This window comes from Halobacillus andaensis, assembly GCF_014636475.1.
Lineage (GTDB): Bacteria > Bacillota > Bacilli > Bacillales > Halobacillaceae > Halobacillus_A > Halobacillus_A andaensis.
On sequence record NZ_BMEL01000001.1, the window covers coordinates 1187419 to 1202007 of the forward strand.

The window sequence follows — 14589 nt, forward strand, 5'->3', positions numbered from 1 at the left end:
CCTAAACTTTAACTCTATTAATCTCCGTGAAAGTTCAACCTCTAATTGATAATAAAAGCAACCCTATTTCAAGAAAATAGAAAACGCCCCCCATATAAGGAGGGCGAAAAATCATCATCGTTAAAATGGTAGCACACTAGCGTGACAGACTAACACAGGCTTATTATCTAAAAATAAAACGTATTGATGTAGTCCAACCTATTTACCTGATGGCATACTTTTCCTCTTAGATCCGTATGAATAGGCAATTTAAGTTAGTTTAATCATTTACCCCCAAAAATTAAATACTTTAAGGGAAAATATGAAATTACTTTGTCATGAGAATGATAAATACTTTTATTCCACTACACCTTCTATTTTGCGGTGGATATTTCCAAAAAAGCTGCGGTTCGTTAAAAATGGGTATGTTCTAATGCTGCTGATCAAGAGCCAGCAAACAAAATAAATGGAAAGTGTTAAAATAAAAAAAGAAATGACGCGTCCTCCCCTCTGCTAGGAAACCACGCCATTTCTGCACTTTGTATGGATGATTCCGATTGGGCTCGAACCAACGACCTCCACCCTGTCAAAGTGAATGCCCCTGTATGATCATTTCCAAAAGTCTTGTAATAAATACTTTTATATCAACTTTTATGAAAGCTCAATAGTAATGAATAGAACCTTTCTTTATCAGATTTGTTGAATTTGGTCCACAAATGGTCCACTTCTGTCCACTATATACAATTATGATCAACAAAATCTTGCCTTAAAATTTTATACTTCTTAAGTAATTTTATATAGAAGATTACTCCAATAAATCCTGCTAAATAAATAACAAATGTCCAGAAAAAGTTCCAACCATTTAAATAAAGGATTTTCCCCAGCCAAACAGCCCAAAGTTCCAGAATTGTGGTAATAATAGTGAATAATAAAGTAAGCAAAAAAGGGTTGACTATTTCCTTTATTTTTATAAATCCAAACAAACAAGACCATAACGGAAAGTAACCGATTATAAAAGGAAGTGCTGACAAGGATGGGTTATGTTCATAAGTCGGAGAAACATCCCAAAAAAGTCCAAAACCCCCAAAATTGAATATAACTGCAAAGGTTACCCCTACAGGATACATCAATGTTATTACTACTGGATTTTTTTTGAATAAGTAACCTATTATTGCACCAGGAAGAACTAGACCAATTAGTATATTGATCCACATATCTAAGAGCTCCTTTTACTTCTTTCATTTAGTCTACCAAGATAGGAGGTATTTATTCTACTTTAATAATTCTGTACTCACTTTCTTAAGACAAATTTCATTTTACTTTTTTATGTATATAATATCGAATGCGAAATTTTAAGGGGGAATTTTTAAATGGACCAGCATTCACATCTTGCTTGGCATGAAACAATGGAAATACATAAATTAGTAGCCTTTCAATCGATAGGAATAATGAAACTAAAAAAAGCTTGCAAGGATAAAAATGATCCCACACTCAGAAATCTTTACCAACAAGCGACCACTGGTTTAACAAAAAATCTTCAAGAGTTATTGGCGTTTTACCCCATGGCACCTGTACCAATGGAGGATCACTATCGTAATGAATTACCATTTTATGCTGGTGATCTATTGGCTTTATTTAAAACAGGAGTTAGAAACTATGCCATTGCTATAACGGAAACTGCAACTCCTGCTCTTCGGAATGTGTTAAAAAAACATTTGAGTAACGTAATTGATACGCACGCTGCTGTTTAACTTTTATGTATAATCATGGCTATTATCCGTCATATGACTTAAAGGAACTGCTTAAGAATGACGTTAGCCTCGCTAACAAATTCATATCTAAAAGGTATTGATTGAGTTCTCTTACTAATCTGTACTCTAGAAAAAGAAAAATCGTGCCTCAATTTAAGCATTTTATAAAATGCTAATGATGCCACAGTTTTAATTGAGGATGAAATAACTAAAGGTTACGTTTTCATTACAAAAAGGGTTCGCTGTTAAGTTTGTAGGGTACTACCATAATGGAAATAGCATTGCGGAATAGAGTAGGGCTGAAACTAAAATGAAATATCTTCTGGTTATTAAAGTTTCCTTTTTATAAGATTATTCAGCATTTAACCTTATAGTGGTATAAGAAAAGTATCTGTTTGTTTTTAACTATTTCAATGGTGGACCGGGTTTAGTACTGAATATGAAGCATTAAGGGAAGCAAACCAATTTACTAGCTAGAGGAAAACTATGTGTTTTAATCAGTGAACTTCTCTCCTTTATATCTCTTACAGATGCAATTTAAGTGGAGAGGAAGTATAGAACTGTCGAGTATCAAAGAATTACAAGAAAAAATAGAAGTGCTCAGAACGAAAATGTATAAAACGTATGAAAATAACCCTAATGACCCGCAATTACTTGCTATTTCCCAATCGCTGGATAAGCTTTTAAATGAGTTGGAACGATCAATGAGAAATGAGAAAAAACCTAAATAATAACCATTCAAGGTTATTAATCTGTAATTTTTACTTCTCAAAATAACACGAAGATGTTAAAGGTCTCCAGCAACCTACTTTAGTCTTTCGTGATGGGTTATTTTTGTATGTTAGCCCAATACTCTTATTAAGAGTATTGGGTCTTTTTCTTTTACTGAGTTTAAGATAATTTTAAAGCCCCTCCATGAAGGGGCTTCTAATTTCTTTAGTAATATGGATAAGGATAATATGGTTGAGGATAGTATGGATATGGATATGGATATGGATACGGATATGGAGAAACATAAGGTAATAGCGCTAATGCTGCTAAAGAGGCCAGGGGGAAGTCGCGACGTCTGAAGCGCCGGAATCTTCTTCTAGGTTGCCCATATCCACCATAAAATTGACGAGTATCCCCTTCATTCTCAATCTCTGGTTCCATCGCATCTTCACCGACTAATACATTAAATCTATCCCTGCCCACATCATCGATAATACCATCAAAAGAACTACCGTCTCTCATCGTTAAAGTTACATGATAATGCATGTATTTTTTACATTTATCATGTAAGTTTCTTGTTTCTTCATATTCATTGTAGTCATCATAGTTACCTGCATTCATTTTAACTCACTCCTTTCAAATACATAAATATTCATCTAAAAGGAGAAAATTACAGTTCTATATGAGAAAAGAGATTATACAAAAAGCCCCATCCATTAGGAGGGGGCTTTAGCAGAGTGGTAGCTTTGCGAGGTGCACTATAATAATAAAACATTAAAATTAAGTTCTTTATTGAAATTAACACTGACGCTTAACGTTGTTTATTTCTTCTTTCCTCAGAGGGTTCTTCTCCTACATCAGGTTCTTGTTCATCATAATCAATCATTTGCTCTTCATCATTAATATTAGGTCCCATTTGGTCGCGTTGATCTTGTTGATTTTGCTGCTCATACCGAGTTTGTTGCATATTTTGATTTTCAGGTTGTTCTTGATTATTAGTTCCGCATCCCGTAAGCAGGATAGATAGGAAGATCATTACGGATAGAAATAATGTACCTAGTTTCATGTATTTCCACCTCCTTTTTAATTTTGTTCTTTTATTTTTTACAGGCTTGAAAAGATTATCCTAAAATTCATTAAATTTTCTTGGAGTGAATAAGGAGTTAAAAAACTAAAAATTACTTAGACTATATGATGTTAAAAAGTCAAAAAGAAAGGTGGATACTCCTCATGCAAAATCGGAAAAACTCTTGGTTTGCCCTTGGAACTGCCGGGGCTATCGGTGCCGCAGCTATGTATGGAATTTCCAGAATGAACCGTAACGGCGGGATCCAACAACTAGCTCAAAGAGCAAGGCAGAGTCAACCTGCTCAAAACATGCAAAAAGCTCTTCCAGATATGGAAGGGAAATAATTTAAAATCCTCCTCAATCTGAAGAGGATTTTCATTCTCTAATTATGGACCAAGGTTTTTTCGCAAAAATTCTCGTATTAATCTTACGGTTATTTAAAAAGATAACTTAGCTTTACAAAATGGTTACTTCAAAAATGTCATAAAAACATATTGCTAGTTCATCTTTCTCATTCTCAGCCACTAAATTAACTTTCTTAGTACCTTCATTCATCCCGATTACTTTTACCTGTGAATAGCTATATGCGTGGCCATTATGGTATTTTATTTCGATAGTAAGGTTATTTTTCATTGCTATATCATGAACAAATGCGCGATCCTGCATTTGTTGTTAATCTAGTAAAGGTTTCTCTACTTTATTTTGTTCCTTATAAGTTTCTTTCACCATTTCAACATGTTCAGGCAGCATGAGGGAAGTCCACTTGATTTTACCGCGATCTGAAGTATTCTCCATGAACCCATTTTCGGTAAGAACAGCTGGCATGGCTGTTTCTCCTACCATATGGAAATTAGCTTCTTTTTTCCACGCTCAACTTAAGGTAAAGGCTCGCGTTTATGATGAGAATGAGTTAGAAGGTACATTTAAGGAGATGAATAATGAATCACTAAGATGGCAGGTATTCATTTCCCTTATCCTTGCTTGTAGTTTTAGACGTGGAGAAAACCTTGCCCTAGAAGCAGACCTTATTAATTGGGACAAGAATCAAATAACGATTGATCCAGCTATTGTTAGAGGTGAAAAAGGAAGACCTGTTTTAAAGGATCCGAAGACCTTCAATTCCACTAAAATTGTGACGCTACCCAATTCCGTAATGGTCCTTCTGAAAAAATTATATATGGAAAATAGAAGACTTAAAATGAAAGCCGGAGAGATATGGCAGGAGGATCACCATGAATGGCTATTTTGTAATGAGGATGGTACCCACTTCGACCCTACTACTCCAACTACCTGGTGGCGGAGATTTACGAAAAGAAAAAACATACGCTACATTCGTTTGCACGATCTTCGCCATACTTCAGCCACCATGTTAATCAATCAAGGAGTACATGCAAAAGTGATTTCTGAACGGTTAGGACATGCGGATATTCGAATTACGATGGATACTTATGGCCATGTATTAGAAGCAGCTGATCAAGAAGAAGCAAGCAAACTTGATGGAATCTTTACAAAGCGAAAAAAATGCCTAATTAAAAAAATCGGCAACAAGTGCCAAAAATAAAAGAAATGACGCGGCCTCCCCTCTGCTAGGAAACCACGCCATTCCGGCACTTTGTATGGATGATTCCGATTGGGCTCGAACCAACGACCTCCACCCTGTCAAGGTGGCGCTCTCCCAGCTGAGCTACGGAATCATATATGTAACGTAAATCATTCGTAAAATTTGTTACGAACAAATAATAATATACAATGAGATTTAATTATTGTCAACGATTCCTACTAAAATTTTTAGTTTTTAGCGTATTTTGTCGAATAAAATGGAATAATAAGGGGACTCGCATCTCTTCTACTTTTTCCTGAATAATGTGATAAAATAAGGGTGGTACGTTTATGAAGCCTGCGATGCGGGAATTTTTATAGTAATCGTTGTTGTTAGGAGGCGCTTTGTGGGACGTAAAGGTAAGTTTCAAACTTTCACAATTTCTAGTCAGTATTTAGATGAGGATATGACAATCAAGGTGTATACACCAGAGAATTATTCTCCTCTTTATAAGTATCATTTCTGTATTATGCAAGATGGTGATGATTACTTCCAAATGGGGCGTGCAGCGACGCTGAGTGATAAGCTTCATTCGGATCGCGAAATTGAAAATACCATCTTTATTGGTATTCATTATAATGATAAGTATGATCGTCAGGATAAATATCACCCTGATGGTAAGAAACAAGGGGATTATGTGAATTTCCTTGTCCGTGAGGTTGTTCCTTTATTAGATGAGGAATTTCCTGGGTTTAGTATGGGAAGAGGTCGAACGCTTGTTGGCGATTCACTTGCTGGGACGTTGGCATTAATGACAGCGGCTAAATTCCCGAATATTTTTGGCAATGTCATCATGCAGAGTCCTTATGTTGATGAACACGTTCTTGAGTACATTCAATCGATCGATGATTTATCATCTTTAACCATTTACCATACGATTGGAAATCAAGAAACGGATGTAAAAACGACAGATGAGGCTCGAAAGAACTTTTTAGAGCCTAATCTTGAGTTGCGTCAATACTTAGATAAGCAGCCCCTTTCCTATGTATTCTTCGAATTGGATGGGGATCATACGTGGGGATCCTGGCAAAAGGATTTTCCCCGCGCGTTAAAAACGATGTTTGCGAAAGAAGATTAAGGAGGGTATCAGCAAATGAAATACGGAATTGCAGCATTTCCATCAAAAAAAATTCAAGACGAAGCGAATTCTTATCGGAAGCGTTACGACCCGCACTACGCCTTGATTCCACCACACATCACGCTGAAGGAGCCGTTCGAGGCAGATGAAGAGCAAATTGAAAGCAAGATTATTCCTGAGTTAAAGAGAGTAGCTAAGGAGACGACGCCTTTTAACATTCATATCCAAAAGGTTAGTTCTTTTACACCGGTTACCAATACCATCTATTTAAAAGTGGAACCGTCTGACGAGATTGCTTCGCTTAATGAACGGTTGCATAGCGATCATTTACCGGATAATAAACAGTATTCATTTGTCCCTCATATTACAATTGCTCAAAAACTTTCTGATGAAGAATATTCCGACGTGTACGGTACTTTAAGCATGCTGAAGTTTAATATTGAAGATAAAATCGATCGCTTCCAGCTGCTTTATCAGCTTGAGAATGGAGCATGGAGCGTATATGAAACGTTCCGCTTTGGAGAATAAGCTGATGGCTTTAGATTTGCGCACCGTTACAAATGAACAGGAAAGACAAGATGCTTTCACTGTGCGTAAGGAAGTTTTTATAAATGAGCAAAACGTGTCAGTTGAAGATGAACACGATGAGTATGATGAGACTGCGACTCATATTGTCGGTTATATTGACGGGGAACCTTTAATGGCTGCTCGTCTGCGCTTTGTAGGAGAATATGGAAAGTTTGAGCGCATTTGTGTAGCAAAATCTCACCGTGGTCAGTCGCTTGGCAAGCAAGTCATTGAGTATATGGAGATGGTGACACGGGACGGCGGCTATCAGAAGGCGAAGTTGAATGCTCAAACGCATGCCGAAGGTTTTTATAAAAGCTTAGGCTATGAAACTGTATCTGAAGAATTCATGGATGCGGGTATTCCGCACGTTACTATGATCAAAGTGTTATAAATACAAACCTGCCAATTTGATTGGCAGGTTTTTTGTATAAAATCATCTTTTTTCGTCCACAATGCTAGCAGACTATAATTCGGGGATGGGGGATACTATGGAGTATATGCGCATTGGGGTCGAATTAATTTTTGGGTTCTTCGCCTTATTTGCCTTAACCAAATTGCTAGGCAAATCACAAATCACCCAAATCACTGCTTTCGACTTTATTTCAGCCGTTATTCTAGGGGAATTAGTTGGTAATGCGCTTTATGATAAAGAAGTGGGGGTTCTTCAAGTTGGTTTTGCTGTTTTTCTTTGGGCCATTCTTTTATATATCACAGAGTTGATGACTGAAAAATTCAAAGGTAGCCGAAAATTTTTAGAAGGCCGACCTTCCATAATCATTAATCAAGGACAGATTGATCGTGAGCAAATGAAAAATAATAAGTTAGATATAAACCAGCTTCAGCATTTGTTACGGACGAAAGATGTTTTTTCATTGCAGGAGGTTCAATTTGCTGTACTTGAAACAGATGGCACTATTTCTGTTATGAGAAAATCTCAAGTGGAAACAATAACTCGCGAAGATATGAATCTCCCCCCTCAGCAGGTCGCTCTCCCTCGTGTGCTTATCAGTGACGGTGAAGTGCTTTGGGACAATCTTACGGAACTGGGATTAGATAAGACTTGGCTTGAAGCTGAGCTATATACTCAAAACTTCAGTGGCATTCAGGAAGTTTTTATTGCAGAGTATACGCCAGGCGAACAGCTTTTTGTTATGGGTTATGAACAGCCAACTCGATAAAACGTCCAACAAAAATCACTTACCTTGTGGGTGATTTTTTTTCGTTTGATGAGACCTACTAAATAAGCGGTCACCGCCGTCCGGTATAATAACCATTGAGACAATTGGGGAGCTTGAACCTCGAATTCACAGCACATTTTTGCCACAATCGTTTCGTGAGTAATGGCTTCTTTTACATTCGCTTCTAACCAGACAAACAGGCGTTCATGATAGTCGATATTCGCTTGAACAGTAGCCTTAAAGTCTTTTTCATATGTTCCATGGCCAGGGAGTCCCCCTGAGCATGAGACATCAAGCAGCTTTTTTAAACTTTCTATTGTCTCGTGAGCATCTGTGATGTAAGGAATTTTATGCTTCTTTAATTGGTCAACACTAAAGTAAGCATCAGCTGCATATAGCGTATCGTTGATGACTAAAGATAACTGGTTGTAACTGTGACCAGGCGTTGAAATACTTTTCACAGGTATCGTACCTATCGTGAACTCCCCTTCTTCAACGAGTTCGTCCACATTCATCGCTGGCCCTTCTAGAAACTTATTACGCAGTTCAGGCAAAGGATCGTTTCCGCCGAATAAATACAGAGGTTCTAGTGATGGGTTTTGTAATATCGCAGCTTCAAATGCTGGAGCAAATGTATATAGATCGTAGTTGTCTTGTAAATAAGCTGCCCCTCCATAATGGTCAGCATGGGCATGACTAATAAAAAGGTGAGTTAAAGGCAGCTCCCTTTTACGAAGCTCCTTTTCTACCTTTTTCACAGATGAGCGATCGATCCCTGAGTCAATAAGCAGACCTGTCCTGCCGTCTGTTACGTAACCTATATTCACTGCGCTTTCGTAATAATAACAGTGATCATTGATTTGATGGAATGACATCGATATTCTCCTATTTCTTTAAATGGTTTCACTGAAGCGCTGGCCTTTCCCTGTGACTTCAGAATAAACTTTTTCTTCCAAATCCGTTGCACGTTTCTTCTCATTATAATGAACTGTTTTAGGTGTGTGAAGCTGGTGATGGAGATATTGAGAGTTCTTTCGATCTTGTTCTCTAGGGGTATAGTATTCTTTCAGCTTGTGATCCAGTGTTACTTTAAACACACGGTCGAGCGCAAACGGCGACCGTTCATCGGATGTAACTCTCTGTTGATAATCCTGGTATTGATAATGCTGGATTGGCAGAATATATCCCATGATCTCTCCTCCTTATCCTTATGCTTACCCTTTTTCTCACTCCATTATTCCCCGTTTCTCCGACTCCATTCATAGATAATTGATTGAATTCCTGCGACAGCCAGGATAAGAATGAACAGTTCGCTGTAAGGTACATATAGATGAAGAAATATGACAAATAGCGATGCCCAAACTCCTACACACCATTGACAGCTTACTAATTCTCCAATGACTCCTTTAGGTTCCAGCCACTCTTCTGTGCCTTCTTGAACGATTGTAAAAAAAGGTGCACGCAACGGCTCAAAAATAACATCTTGGACAATAAGTTTTGTGACACGAAACGTAGCAAAAATGATTAAAAATAACTCCAACCCTGTTACCATTCATTCATACTCCTTTCTTTTTAAAAGAAAACGGCCACTACGAGGTAGTGACCGGGGTGATTAGATCCAAGAAAATCCACCGTGAGAACTTGATTCATCGTCGTGCTTACGTTTTTTATTATGACGGTCAGAGCTGCTTGATTCATCATCAAACCAACCGCCAAAAAACGGATCACGATGTTTGCGATCTTTACGATCGTCTTTGTGATGGTCCCTGCGCTCATCCCTACGATCATCCCTACGATCATCTCTATCGTGTCTGCGGTGTTTATCATCTGAATCAATAAAAACGTTGTCGGCTTTGATTACTAAATCTTTTACGTAAATCACTTTCTTTTCCCGCTTCTTTTCAGACATTCGTTTCATCTCCTTATTAATAGTCATTGATACTGTATGGTTTCTTTCCCTAATTGGTATAGTCAATGGCCCAGGCCACAATCATTCGCCTACGATTTTGCATAAAAGAGACAAATGCCCACACCCGAATCTAGGTCCGACATATTCTATTAAAGACATTACGTCAATACGTATCGAGAGGGGCAAACGAAAATGAGCTGTGGCAAACATCATGATTCAGGTAATTGTGTTTGTGACATTTTAAGTGAAATCGTTGCAGCACAAAATGATGTACTATCCGATTGCAACACCAGCTGTGAGCAGTCGATTGGGGATTTGCTTGGTGACACAGGAGGTTCAGGTCGTGACACGGTTCCTGTATTGCTTTATTGCAAAGGGAATTGCAAACCTTTTAAGGGATTTGGTGCTCGTCGTGATTCCATCAAAGACATTAAAGGAAGCTTCTATTTCCGTGTGAAAGACGTTGATAAGGACTGCTGTGCAACACTTGAACTTCTTCGTGATCCAGAAGACAAGAACGAAGATCCAAATTCTCCAGTTGAGCAAAAAACAGGCAACCTAAAAGCTACTGGCATTTGCATTTCCGTCGACTTAGACTGCTTCTGCCATGTGACTTGCTTACCAGCAATTACAGCATTATCCTAAGCACATGAAAAAACCGCGCAACGGGCGCGGTTTTTTGCGTTTAAAACCCAAGTAACCGAATCGATTGGATCTCTTCAAACGGGACTTCTTTTTGAAAAGGCTTCTGAAAAATTTTCATATGAACAATTCCATCTTCGTACCTCTGAATATAGCCTTTCCATGTATCATCCGCTGTGGTTACTTCACACTTCATCTTTGGAAGCTGACTTGGCAGTTGAATAAAGTAGTTCACCTTCTCTTCTAGCGACATGTCCCGAAAGCGCTGGCGCCGATCTTTCCGTGAGCCAAAAGATGAATCGGCTTCGGTTTCAGCCGCAGGCTCACTTGGTGGCGCTTCTTCCGTTGTCGTTTCTCCCTCACCGTTGATCAAGGACTGATTACGCATTCGTAATTCACTTTCAATTAAGGATGGTTTTTTAGCGGTGGATTGACTACGAAAACTTGTTTGCATGGAAACTTCGGCGGGTGGCAGGTTAGGCTGGGTAATATAAAGAATCGGTGGTTTTGCCTTTTGCTTTTTATTCGCCACGTTCATCTCTCCTTTTCTATTCATCATTCTATGTATATGCGGCGAAAAGTTTTCATGTACCCAATTTTAATGGACGAGAGACGAAGTAAATTTTTAGCAAAGCAGTGGTGAGTTGATAGCATTTATAGACAAAATAGCACAGATGCAGACGAATTTCTCATTTTGCATACAAAAATAAACTATTTACCAGCCAAACGAACAAAATGGCGGACGAATACTAGCCTAAAAGCGCAAAAAAACGCCCCGACTTCAATGTCAGGACGTTTTTTACTATGAATTAATAGGCAACTGTGCTGAAGCCAGAGTCCACGTGGATAATTTCTCCTGTTACGCCACGTGACAAGTCGCTCATTAAGAAGTATGCTGTGTCGCCTACCTCTTCTTGAGTAATTGGGCGGCGAAGTGGTGCACGTTCTTCGATCACCTGGTGGATTTTGTTAAAGTCGCCGACACCTTTAGCAGAAAGTGTACGAAGTGGTCCTGCAGAGATCGCGTTTACGCGGATCGCATGCTTGCCTAAGTCGTTAGCTAAGTAACGAACACTAGCGTCGAGGCTTGCTTTAGCTACACCCATCACGTTATAGTTTTCCACTACTTTTTCCCCGCCAAGATAAGTAAGAGTCACAATTCCGCCGCCTTCGGACATAATCGGCTGAACCGCTCTTGCTACAGCTGTTAGGGAATAAGAACTGATGTTGTGAGCCGTTAGGAAACCATCACGGCTTGTGTTTAAATATTCGCCTTTTAGCTCATCACGATTGGCAAATGCGATACAGTGAGCCAGACCGTGTACAACGCCTACGTCTTTTTGAATGTTTTCGAATGTTTGAATAATCGCTTCGTCATTCGTTACATCACATTCGTAGAATAGAGATTCAGGGCCTTCCAGCGTAGCTGCCAAGTCACGGACAGATTTTTCAAAGCGTTCAGCAGCGTATGTGAAAATTAAACGCGCACCCGCTTTGTTTAGAGATTGGGCAATTCCCCATGCAATGCTTCGTTTGTTCGCTACGCCCATAACGACGTACGTACGACCTTCTAGTGAAAAATTACTCATTTCAAAAATCCTCCTCGAGGTGATTTCATTAGTATTATGATTTGTTATTAGTACCTGCTCCTATTTTATTATATCACTCACAAAAACACAAACACTATAGGAGTAAACTCATAAACGCTGTCGCCAGCCCGAAATAGATCAGAATCGATATTAAGTCATTAATCGTCGTTATAAAAGGACCGGATGCTACAGCAGGATCAATATTGAACCGGTGCATAACCAGTGGAACAAGGGCACCTGCCAGTGTAGCCACAATTAAGGTGATCATAATCGACAAACCTACAAGTAATCCTAAGTAAAGATTATTTTGCCAAATAAATACGATTAAGAAGATAAGAATTCCACAAGAAATCCCTGTTATTAAACCGGTTCCCGCTTCCCTAAAAACGATCTTCGACTTTCCTTGCTTGTAAGTCTCACCAGTCGCAATTCCACGAACAGCAACGGCTAAGGCCTGAGTACCGGTGTTTCCTGCCATTCCGGCAATTAAAGGAATAAAGATAGCTAAAATCGCCACTTGGTCCAGTGTTTCTTCAAATCTGCCAATAAGACTTGCGGTCAAGCTTCCAAGGAACAAGAGAATGACAAGCCAAGGAAGTCGTTTTTTAGCCGAAGTAAATGCGCGATCATCAGGACCATCCACATCAGAAATGGCTGCTAATTTAGAGTAATCATCACTCGCCTCTTCTTCCATAACATCCATAATGTCATCAACGGTAATGATCCCTAGTAGATGATTTTGGAAATCAACGACCGGTAAAGCAAGAAAGTCGTAATCTCGCATCATCCGTGCAATTTCCTCTTGGTCCTCCCCTACGGACACAGAGACGACACGCTCACTCATAACATCTGAGATCACCCAGTCTTCTTCTGAAATAATTAAGTCACGTAAAGATATAACGCCTACCAGACGTTTATCTTCATCAATCACATACGTGTAGTAAATCGTCTCTGCATCAGGAGCTTCTTTTCTTAAATGAAGCATCGCTTCACGGATCGTCATCCCTGCTTTGACAACAACAAACTCTGTCGTCATGATCGATCCGGCTGTTTTCTCTTCATAGTGAAGCAGGTCTTTAATCTCTTCAGCCGAATCATCGTCCATAATGGTTAGAAAGCTGGCAACCTTATTCTTATCCAACTCATTTAAAATATCAACCGCATCATCTGTAGACATTTCAGCAAACACTTGAGCCGCAAACCTAGGGTCCATTTCTGTAAAAAACGGCTCAATTTCATCGTAGTCAATGTGTTCCATCACGTCTGCAACTTCTTCAGGAGACAAATAAGTATAGATTTGCAATCGGACGTCATCTTCTACCTCTTCAAATATTTTCGCCTGATCGTAAGGATGCAAATCAAGAAATTCGGCACGGAACTGATCAATCTGATCATTAAAAAGAGCGTCTTCAATCGTTTTCCAGACGTCCATCCGTTCATGATCCTCTAAATGCTCCATACTTATCCCTCCCCACTCTTATTCTTTTAGTAAATGTTCACCACTGGTTGTCTTGCTAATAAAAATTGACGTATTGATGTACACTTATAATTATAAAGGCAACTGATCAAATTGCTCAAATGTAAAAAAATCGAACGCTGACAAAAGTAAAAAAGCAACACTGAACGATTATATCATTAAAACTACGTTTTTTTCTTTATTCTCTGGGTACCAGGTACACCATAAGTGCTTTTCGGTACCTGGTACACCTATAAAAGGAGTTATCTTTATGAAAGTTGATGTTATTGGTGATGTACACGGATGCTTATATGAATTAAAAAATTTGTTCTCAGAGCTTGGATACGAGTGGAGAAGGGGATTGCCTCATCACCCGGAAGGTCGTATTCCGGTGTTCGTAGGTGATCTTACTGACCGGGGCCCTTCATCGATTGAAACCATCCGTTTCGTTTACAAGCTCGTAATGACAGAAGGCATAGCCAAATATGTGCCAGGGAACCATTGCAATAAGTTGTACCGCTACTTTAAAGGCAATCCTGTCCAGGAAAAACACGGCCTTGAAACGACGGTTGCCGAATTAAAAAGCTTAACGAAAGATGAGCAGAATCAAGTGAAAAAGGAGTTTATTGAACTTTATGACGCCTCTCCATTATATATTGAAATACCTGAAGTCCATGCAGTCGTTGCTCATGCAGGCATACGCGAGGAAGACATTGGTCAAGTAAATAAACGGATCAGAACCTTTGTCCTCTACGGAGATATTACGGGGGAACAATTACCAGACGGTCGGCCCGAAAGAAGAGATTGGGCTCAGCATTATAATGGAGATCAGTGGGTGGTCTATGGACATACTCCTGTATATGAGCCTCGCTTCGTCAATAAAACCGTTAACATCGATACAGGCTGCGTCTTCGGCAATAAACTCACAGCCTTCCGCCTGCCCGAAGAAACAACCGTCAGCGTCCCCTCTACGATGCCGTTAGTGGAAGAAAAAATTAATTAATTTGTGTACCAGGTACAACATCCTTTCTTTTCGGTACCTGGTACACAGATAAAA

Annotated in this window: 19 protein-coding genes, 1 tRNA gene and 2 pseudogenes; 10 read left to right on the forward strand and 12 right to left on the reverse strand. The window is 39.1% G+C overall.

What is annotated here, in order from left to right; all coding sequences use genetic code 11:
* Positions 1-713: 713 nt before the first annotated feature.
* Positions 714-1193 carry a hypothetical protein gene (locus tag IEV27_RS06155; protein ID WP_188376554.1) on the reverse strand — a complete coding sequence of 160 codons (480 nt, stop codon included), beginning with the start codon at positions 1191-1193 and terminating at the stop codon, positions 714-716.
* Between the two features lie 156 nt (positions 1194-1349).
* Here IEV27_RS06155 and IEV27_RS06160 point away from each other — a divergent pair.
* A pseudogene (locus tag IEV27_RS06160) lies at positions 1350-1831 on the forward strand (spore coat protein).
* Between the two features lie 429 nt (positions 1832-2260).
* The gene (locus tag IEV27_RS19970) at positions 2261-2461 is read left to right on the forward strand and encodes an aspartyl-phosphate phosphatase Spo0E family protein (protein ID WP_268235636.1); all 201 of its coding nucleotides are present in this window, start codon (positions 2261-2263) and stop codon (positions 2459-2461) included.
* A gap of 205 nt (positions 2462-2666) precedes the next feature.
* Here IEV27_RS19970 and IEV27_RS06170 read toward each other — a convergent pair whose 3' ends face one another.
* Positions 2667-3062, reverse strand: a complete 396-nt coding sequence (locus tag IEV27_RS06170) for a hypothetical protein (RefSeq protein ID WP_188376555.1) — start codon at positions 3060-3062, stop codon at positions 2667-2669.
* Positions 3063-3252: 190 nt separating this feature from the next.
* Positions 3253-3507, reverse strand: a complete 255-nt coding sequence (locus IEV27_RS06175) for a hypothetical protein (protein ID WP_188376556.1) — start codon at positions 3505-3507, stop codon at positions 3253-3255.
* 164 nt (positions 3508-3671) lie between these two features.
* On the opposite strand from IEV27_RS06175, the gene IEV27_RS06180 reads away from it, so the two are divergent.
* Positions 3672-3854 (forward strand): hypothetical protein, encoded by a 183-nt coding sequence (locus IEV27_RS06180; protein ID WP_188376557.1) that lies wholly within the window; start codon positions 3672-3674, stop codon positions 3852-3854.
* Between the two features lie 112 nt (positions 3855-3966).
* Here IEV27_RS06180 and IEV27_RS06185 read toward each other — a convergent pair.
* Positions 3967-4353: pseudogene (locus tag IEV27_RS06185) on the reverse strand (YolD-like family protein).
* Here IEV27_RS06185 and IEV27_RS06195 point away from each other — a divergent pair.
* Complete coding sequence (locus IEV27_RS06195; RefSeq protein ID WP_268235637.1) at positions 4334-5071, forward strand: site-specific integrase; 738 nt, start codon at positions 4334-4336, stop codon at positions 5069-5071. The pseudogene IEV27_RS06185 and the gene IEV27_RS06195 sit on opposite strands and share 20 nt — an antisense overlap.
* Before the next feature lie 60 nt (positions 5072-5131).
* Here IEV27_RS06195 and IEV27_RS06200 read toward each other — a convergent pair.
* Positions 5132-5204 (reverse strand) — tRNA-Val (locus IEV27_RS06200).
* 252 nt (positions 5205-5456) lie between these two features.
* Here IEV27_RS06200 and IEV27_RS06205 point away from each other — a divergent pair.
* The 4 genes from IEV27_RS06205 (at position 5457) to IEV27_RS06220 (ending at position 7936) form a co-directional block, all read left to right on the forward strand.
* Positions 5457-6188 carry an alpha/beta hydrolase gene (locus IEV27_RS06205; RefSeq protein ID WP_188376560.1) on the forward strand — a complete coding sequence of 244 codons (732 nt, stop codon included), beginning with the start codon at positions 5457-5459 and terminating at the stop codon, positions 6186-6188.
* A gap of 15 nt (positions 6189-6203) precedes the next feature.
* Positions 6204-6716 carry a YjcG family protein gene (locus IEV27_RS06210; RefSeq protein ID WP_188376561.1) on the forward strand — a complete coding sequence of 171 codons (513 nt, stop codon included), beginning with the start codon at positions 6204-6206 and terminating at the stop codon, positions 6714-6716.
* 4 nt (positions 6717-6720) lie between these two features.
* Positions 6721-7149 (forward strand): GNAT family N-acetyltransferase, encoded by a 429-nt coding sequence (locus tag IEV27_RS06215; protein ID WP_229734855.1) that lies wholly within the window; start codon positions 6721-6723, stop codon positions 7147-7149.
* 97 nt (positions 7150-7246) lie between these two features.
* The gene (locus IEV27_RS06220) at positions 7247-7936 is read left to right on the forward strand and encodes a DUF421 domain-containing protein (RefSeq protein WP_188376563.1); all 690 of its coding nucleotides are present in this window, start codon (positions 7247-7249) and stop codon (positions 7934-7936) included.
* On the opposite strand, the gene IEV27_RS06225 is transcribed toward IEV27_RS06220, so the two are convergent.
* Genes IEV27_RS06225 through IEV27_RS06240 form a run of 4 tightly spaced genes read right to left on the reverse strand, consistent with a single transcriptional unit; the run spans position 7915 to position 9845 of the window.
* On the reverse strand, positions 7915-8811 hold the full coding sequence (locus tag IEV27_RS06225; RefSeq protein ID WP_188376564.1) for an MBL fold metallo-hydrolase: 897 nt from the start codon (positions 8809-8811) through the stop codon (positions 7915-7917). The genes IEV27_RS06220 and IEV27_RS06225 overlap by 22 nt on opposite strands.
* Positions 8812-8829: 18 nt before the next feature.
* Positions 8830-9126, reverse strand: coding sequence for a hypothetical protein (locus IEV27_RS06230; protein WP_188376565.1), 297 nt, complete (start codon positions 9124-9126; stop codon positions 8830-8832).
* Between the two features lie 44 nt (positions 9127-9170).
* Entirely contained in the window at positions 9171-9488 is a 318-nt protein-coding gene (locus tag IEV27_RS06235; RefSeq protein WP_188376566.1) for a DUF1360 domain-containing protein, read from the reverse strand.
* Positions 9489-9548: 60 nt separating this feature from the next.
* On the reverse strand, positions 9549-9845 hold the full coding sequence (locus IEV27_RS06240) for a hypothetical protein (RefSeq protein WP_188376567.1): 297 nt from the start codon (positions 9843-9845) through the stop codon (positions 9549-9551).
* A 192-nt stretch (positions 9846-10037) separates the two neighbouring features.
* Between IEV27_RS06240 and IEV27_RS06245 the strand changes: the two genes are divergently transcribed.
* Entirely contained in the window at positions 10038-10490 is a 453-nt protein-coding gene (locus IEV27_RS06245) for a CotY/CotZ family spore coat protein (protein WP_188376568.1), read from the forward strand.
* A 40-nt stretch (positions 10491-10530) separates the two neighbouring features.
* Here the strand turns inward: IEV27_RS06245 and IEV27_RS06250 are convergent, their stop codons facing one another.
* The 3 genes from IEV27_RS06250 to mgtE all read right to left on the reverse strand — a co-directional run bounded on the left by IEV27_RS06250 (position 10531) and on the right by mgtE (position 13535).
* Positions 10531-11025 carry a CotO family spore coat protein gene (locus tag IEV27_RS06250; RefSeq protein WP_188376569.1) on the reverse strand — a complete coding sequence of 165 codons (495 nt, stop codon included), beginning with the start codon at positions 11023-11025 and terminating at the stop codon, positions 10531-10533.
* A 271-nt stretch (positions 11026-11296) separates the two neighbouring features.
* Positions 11297-12076, reverse strand: a complete 780-nt coding sequence (gene fabI, locus IEV27_RS06255; RefSeq protein WP_188376570.1) for an enoyl-ACP reductase FabI — start codon at positions 12074-12076, stop codon at positions 11297-11299.
* A 94-nt stretch (positions 12077-12170) separates the two neighbouring features.
* The gene (mgtE, locus tag IEV27_RS06260; RefSeq protein WP_188376571.1) at positions 12171-13535 is read right to left on the reverse strand and encodes a magnesium transporter; all 1365 of its coding nucleotides are present in this window, start codon (positions 13533-13535) and stop codon (positions 12171-12173) included.
* A gap of 268 nt (positions 13536-13803) precedes the next feature.
* On the opposite strand from mgtE, the gene prpE reads away from it, so the two are divergent.
* Positions 13804-14535, forward strand: coding sequence for a bis(5'-nucleosyl)-tetraphosphatase PrpE (gene prpE, locus IEV27_RS06265; RefSeq protein ID WP_188376572.1), 732 nt, complete (start codon positions 13804-13806; stop codon positions 14533-14535).
* Positions 14536-14589 lie beyond the last annotated feature (54 nt).

Coding starts and splice junctions, on each gene's coding strand:
- IEV27_RS06245 (WP_188376568.1), top strand. CDS start 10,038: ATGAGCTGTGGCAAACATCATGATTCAGGTAATTGTGTTTGTGACATT.
- IEV27_RS06215 (WP_229734855.1), top strand. CDS start 6,721: ATGGCTTTAGATTTGCGCACCGTTACAAATGAACAGGAAAGACAAGAT.
- IEV27_RS06195 (WP_268235637.1), top strand. CDS start 4,334: ATGGCTGTTTCTCCTACCATATGGAAATTAGCTTCTTTTTTCCACGCT.
- IEV27_RS06210 (WP_188376561.1), top strand. CDS start 6,204: ATGAAATACGGAATTGCAGCATTTCCATCAAAAAAAATTCAAGACGAA.
- IEV27_RS06220 (WP_188376563.1), top strand. CDS start 7,247: ATGGAGTATATGCGCATTGGGGTCGAATTAATTTTTGGGTTCTTCGCC.
- IEV27_RS06225 (WP_188376564.1), bottom strand. CDS start 8,811: ATGTCATTCCATCAAATCAATGATCACTGTTATTATTACGAAAGCGCA.
- prpE (WP_188376572.1), top strand. CDS start 13,804: ATGAAAGTTGATGTTATTGGTGATGTACACGGATGCTTATATGAATTA.
- IEV27_RS06250 (WP_188376569.1), bottom strand. CDS start 11,025: ATGAACGTGGCGAATAAAAAGCAAAAGGCAAAACCACCGATTCTTTAT.
- IEV27_RS06235 (WP_188376566.1), bottom strand. CDS start 9,488: ATGGTAACAGGGTTGGAGTTATTTTTAATCATTTTTGCTACGTTTCGT.
- IEV27_RS06180 (WP_188376557.1), top strand. CDS start 3,672: ATGCAAAATCGGAAAAACTCTTGGTTTGCCCTTGGAACTGCCGGGGCT.
- mgtE (WP_188376571.1), bottom strand. CDS start 13,535: ATGGAGCATTTAGAGGATCATGAACGGATGGACGTCTGGAAAACGATT.
- IEV27_RS19970 (WP_268235636.1), top strand. CDS start 2,261: ATGCAATTTAAGTGGAGAGGAAGTATAGAACTGTCGAGTATCAAAGAA.
- IEV27_RS06240 (WP_188376567.1), bottom strand. CDS start 9,845: ATGTCTGAAAAGAAGCGGGAAAAGAAAGTGATTTACGTAAAAGATTTA.
- IEV27_RS06230 (WP_188376565.1), bottom strand. CDS start 9,126: ATGGGATATATTCTGCCAATCCAGCATTATCAATACCAGGATTATCAA.
- IEV27_RS06170 (WP_188376555.1), bottom strand. CDS start 3,062: ATGAATGCAGGTAACTATGATGACTACAATGAATATGAAGAAACAAGA.
- fabI (WP_188376570.1), bottom strand. CDS start 12,076: ATGAGTAATTTTTCACTAGAAGGTCGTACGTACGTCGTTATGGGCGTA.
- IEV27_RS06175 (WP_188376556.1), bottom strand. CDS start 3,507: ATGAAACTAGGTACATTATTTCTATCCGTAATGATCTTCCTATCTATC.
- IEV27_RS06155 (WP_188376554.1), bottom strand. CDS start 1,193: ATGTGGATCAATATACTAATTGGTCTAGTTCTTCCTGGTGCAATAATA.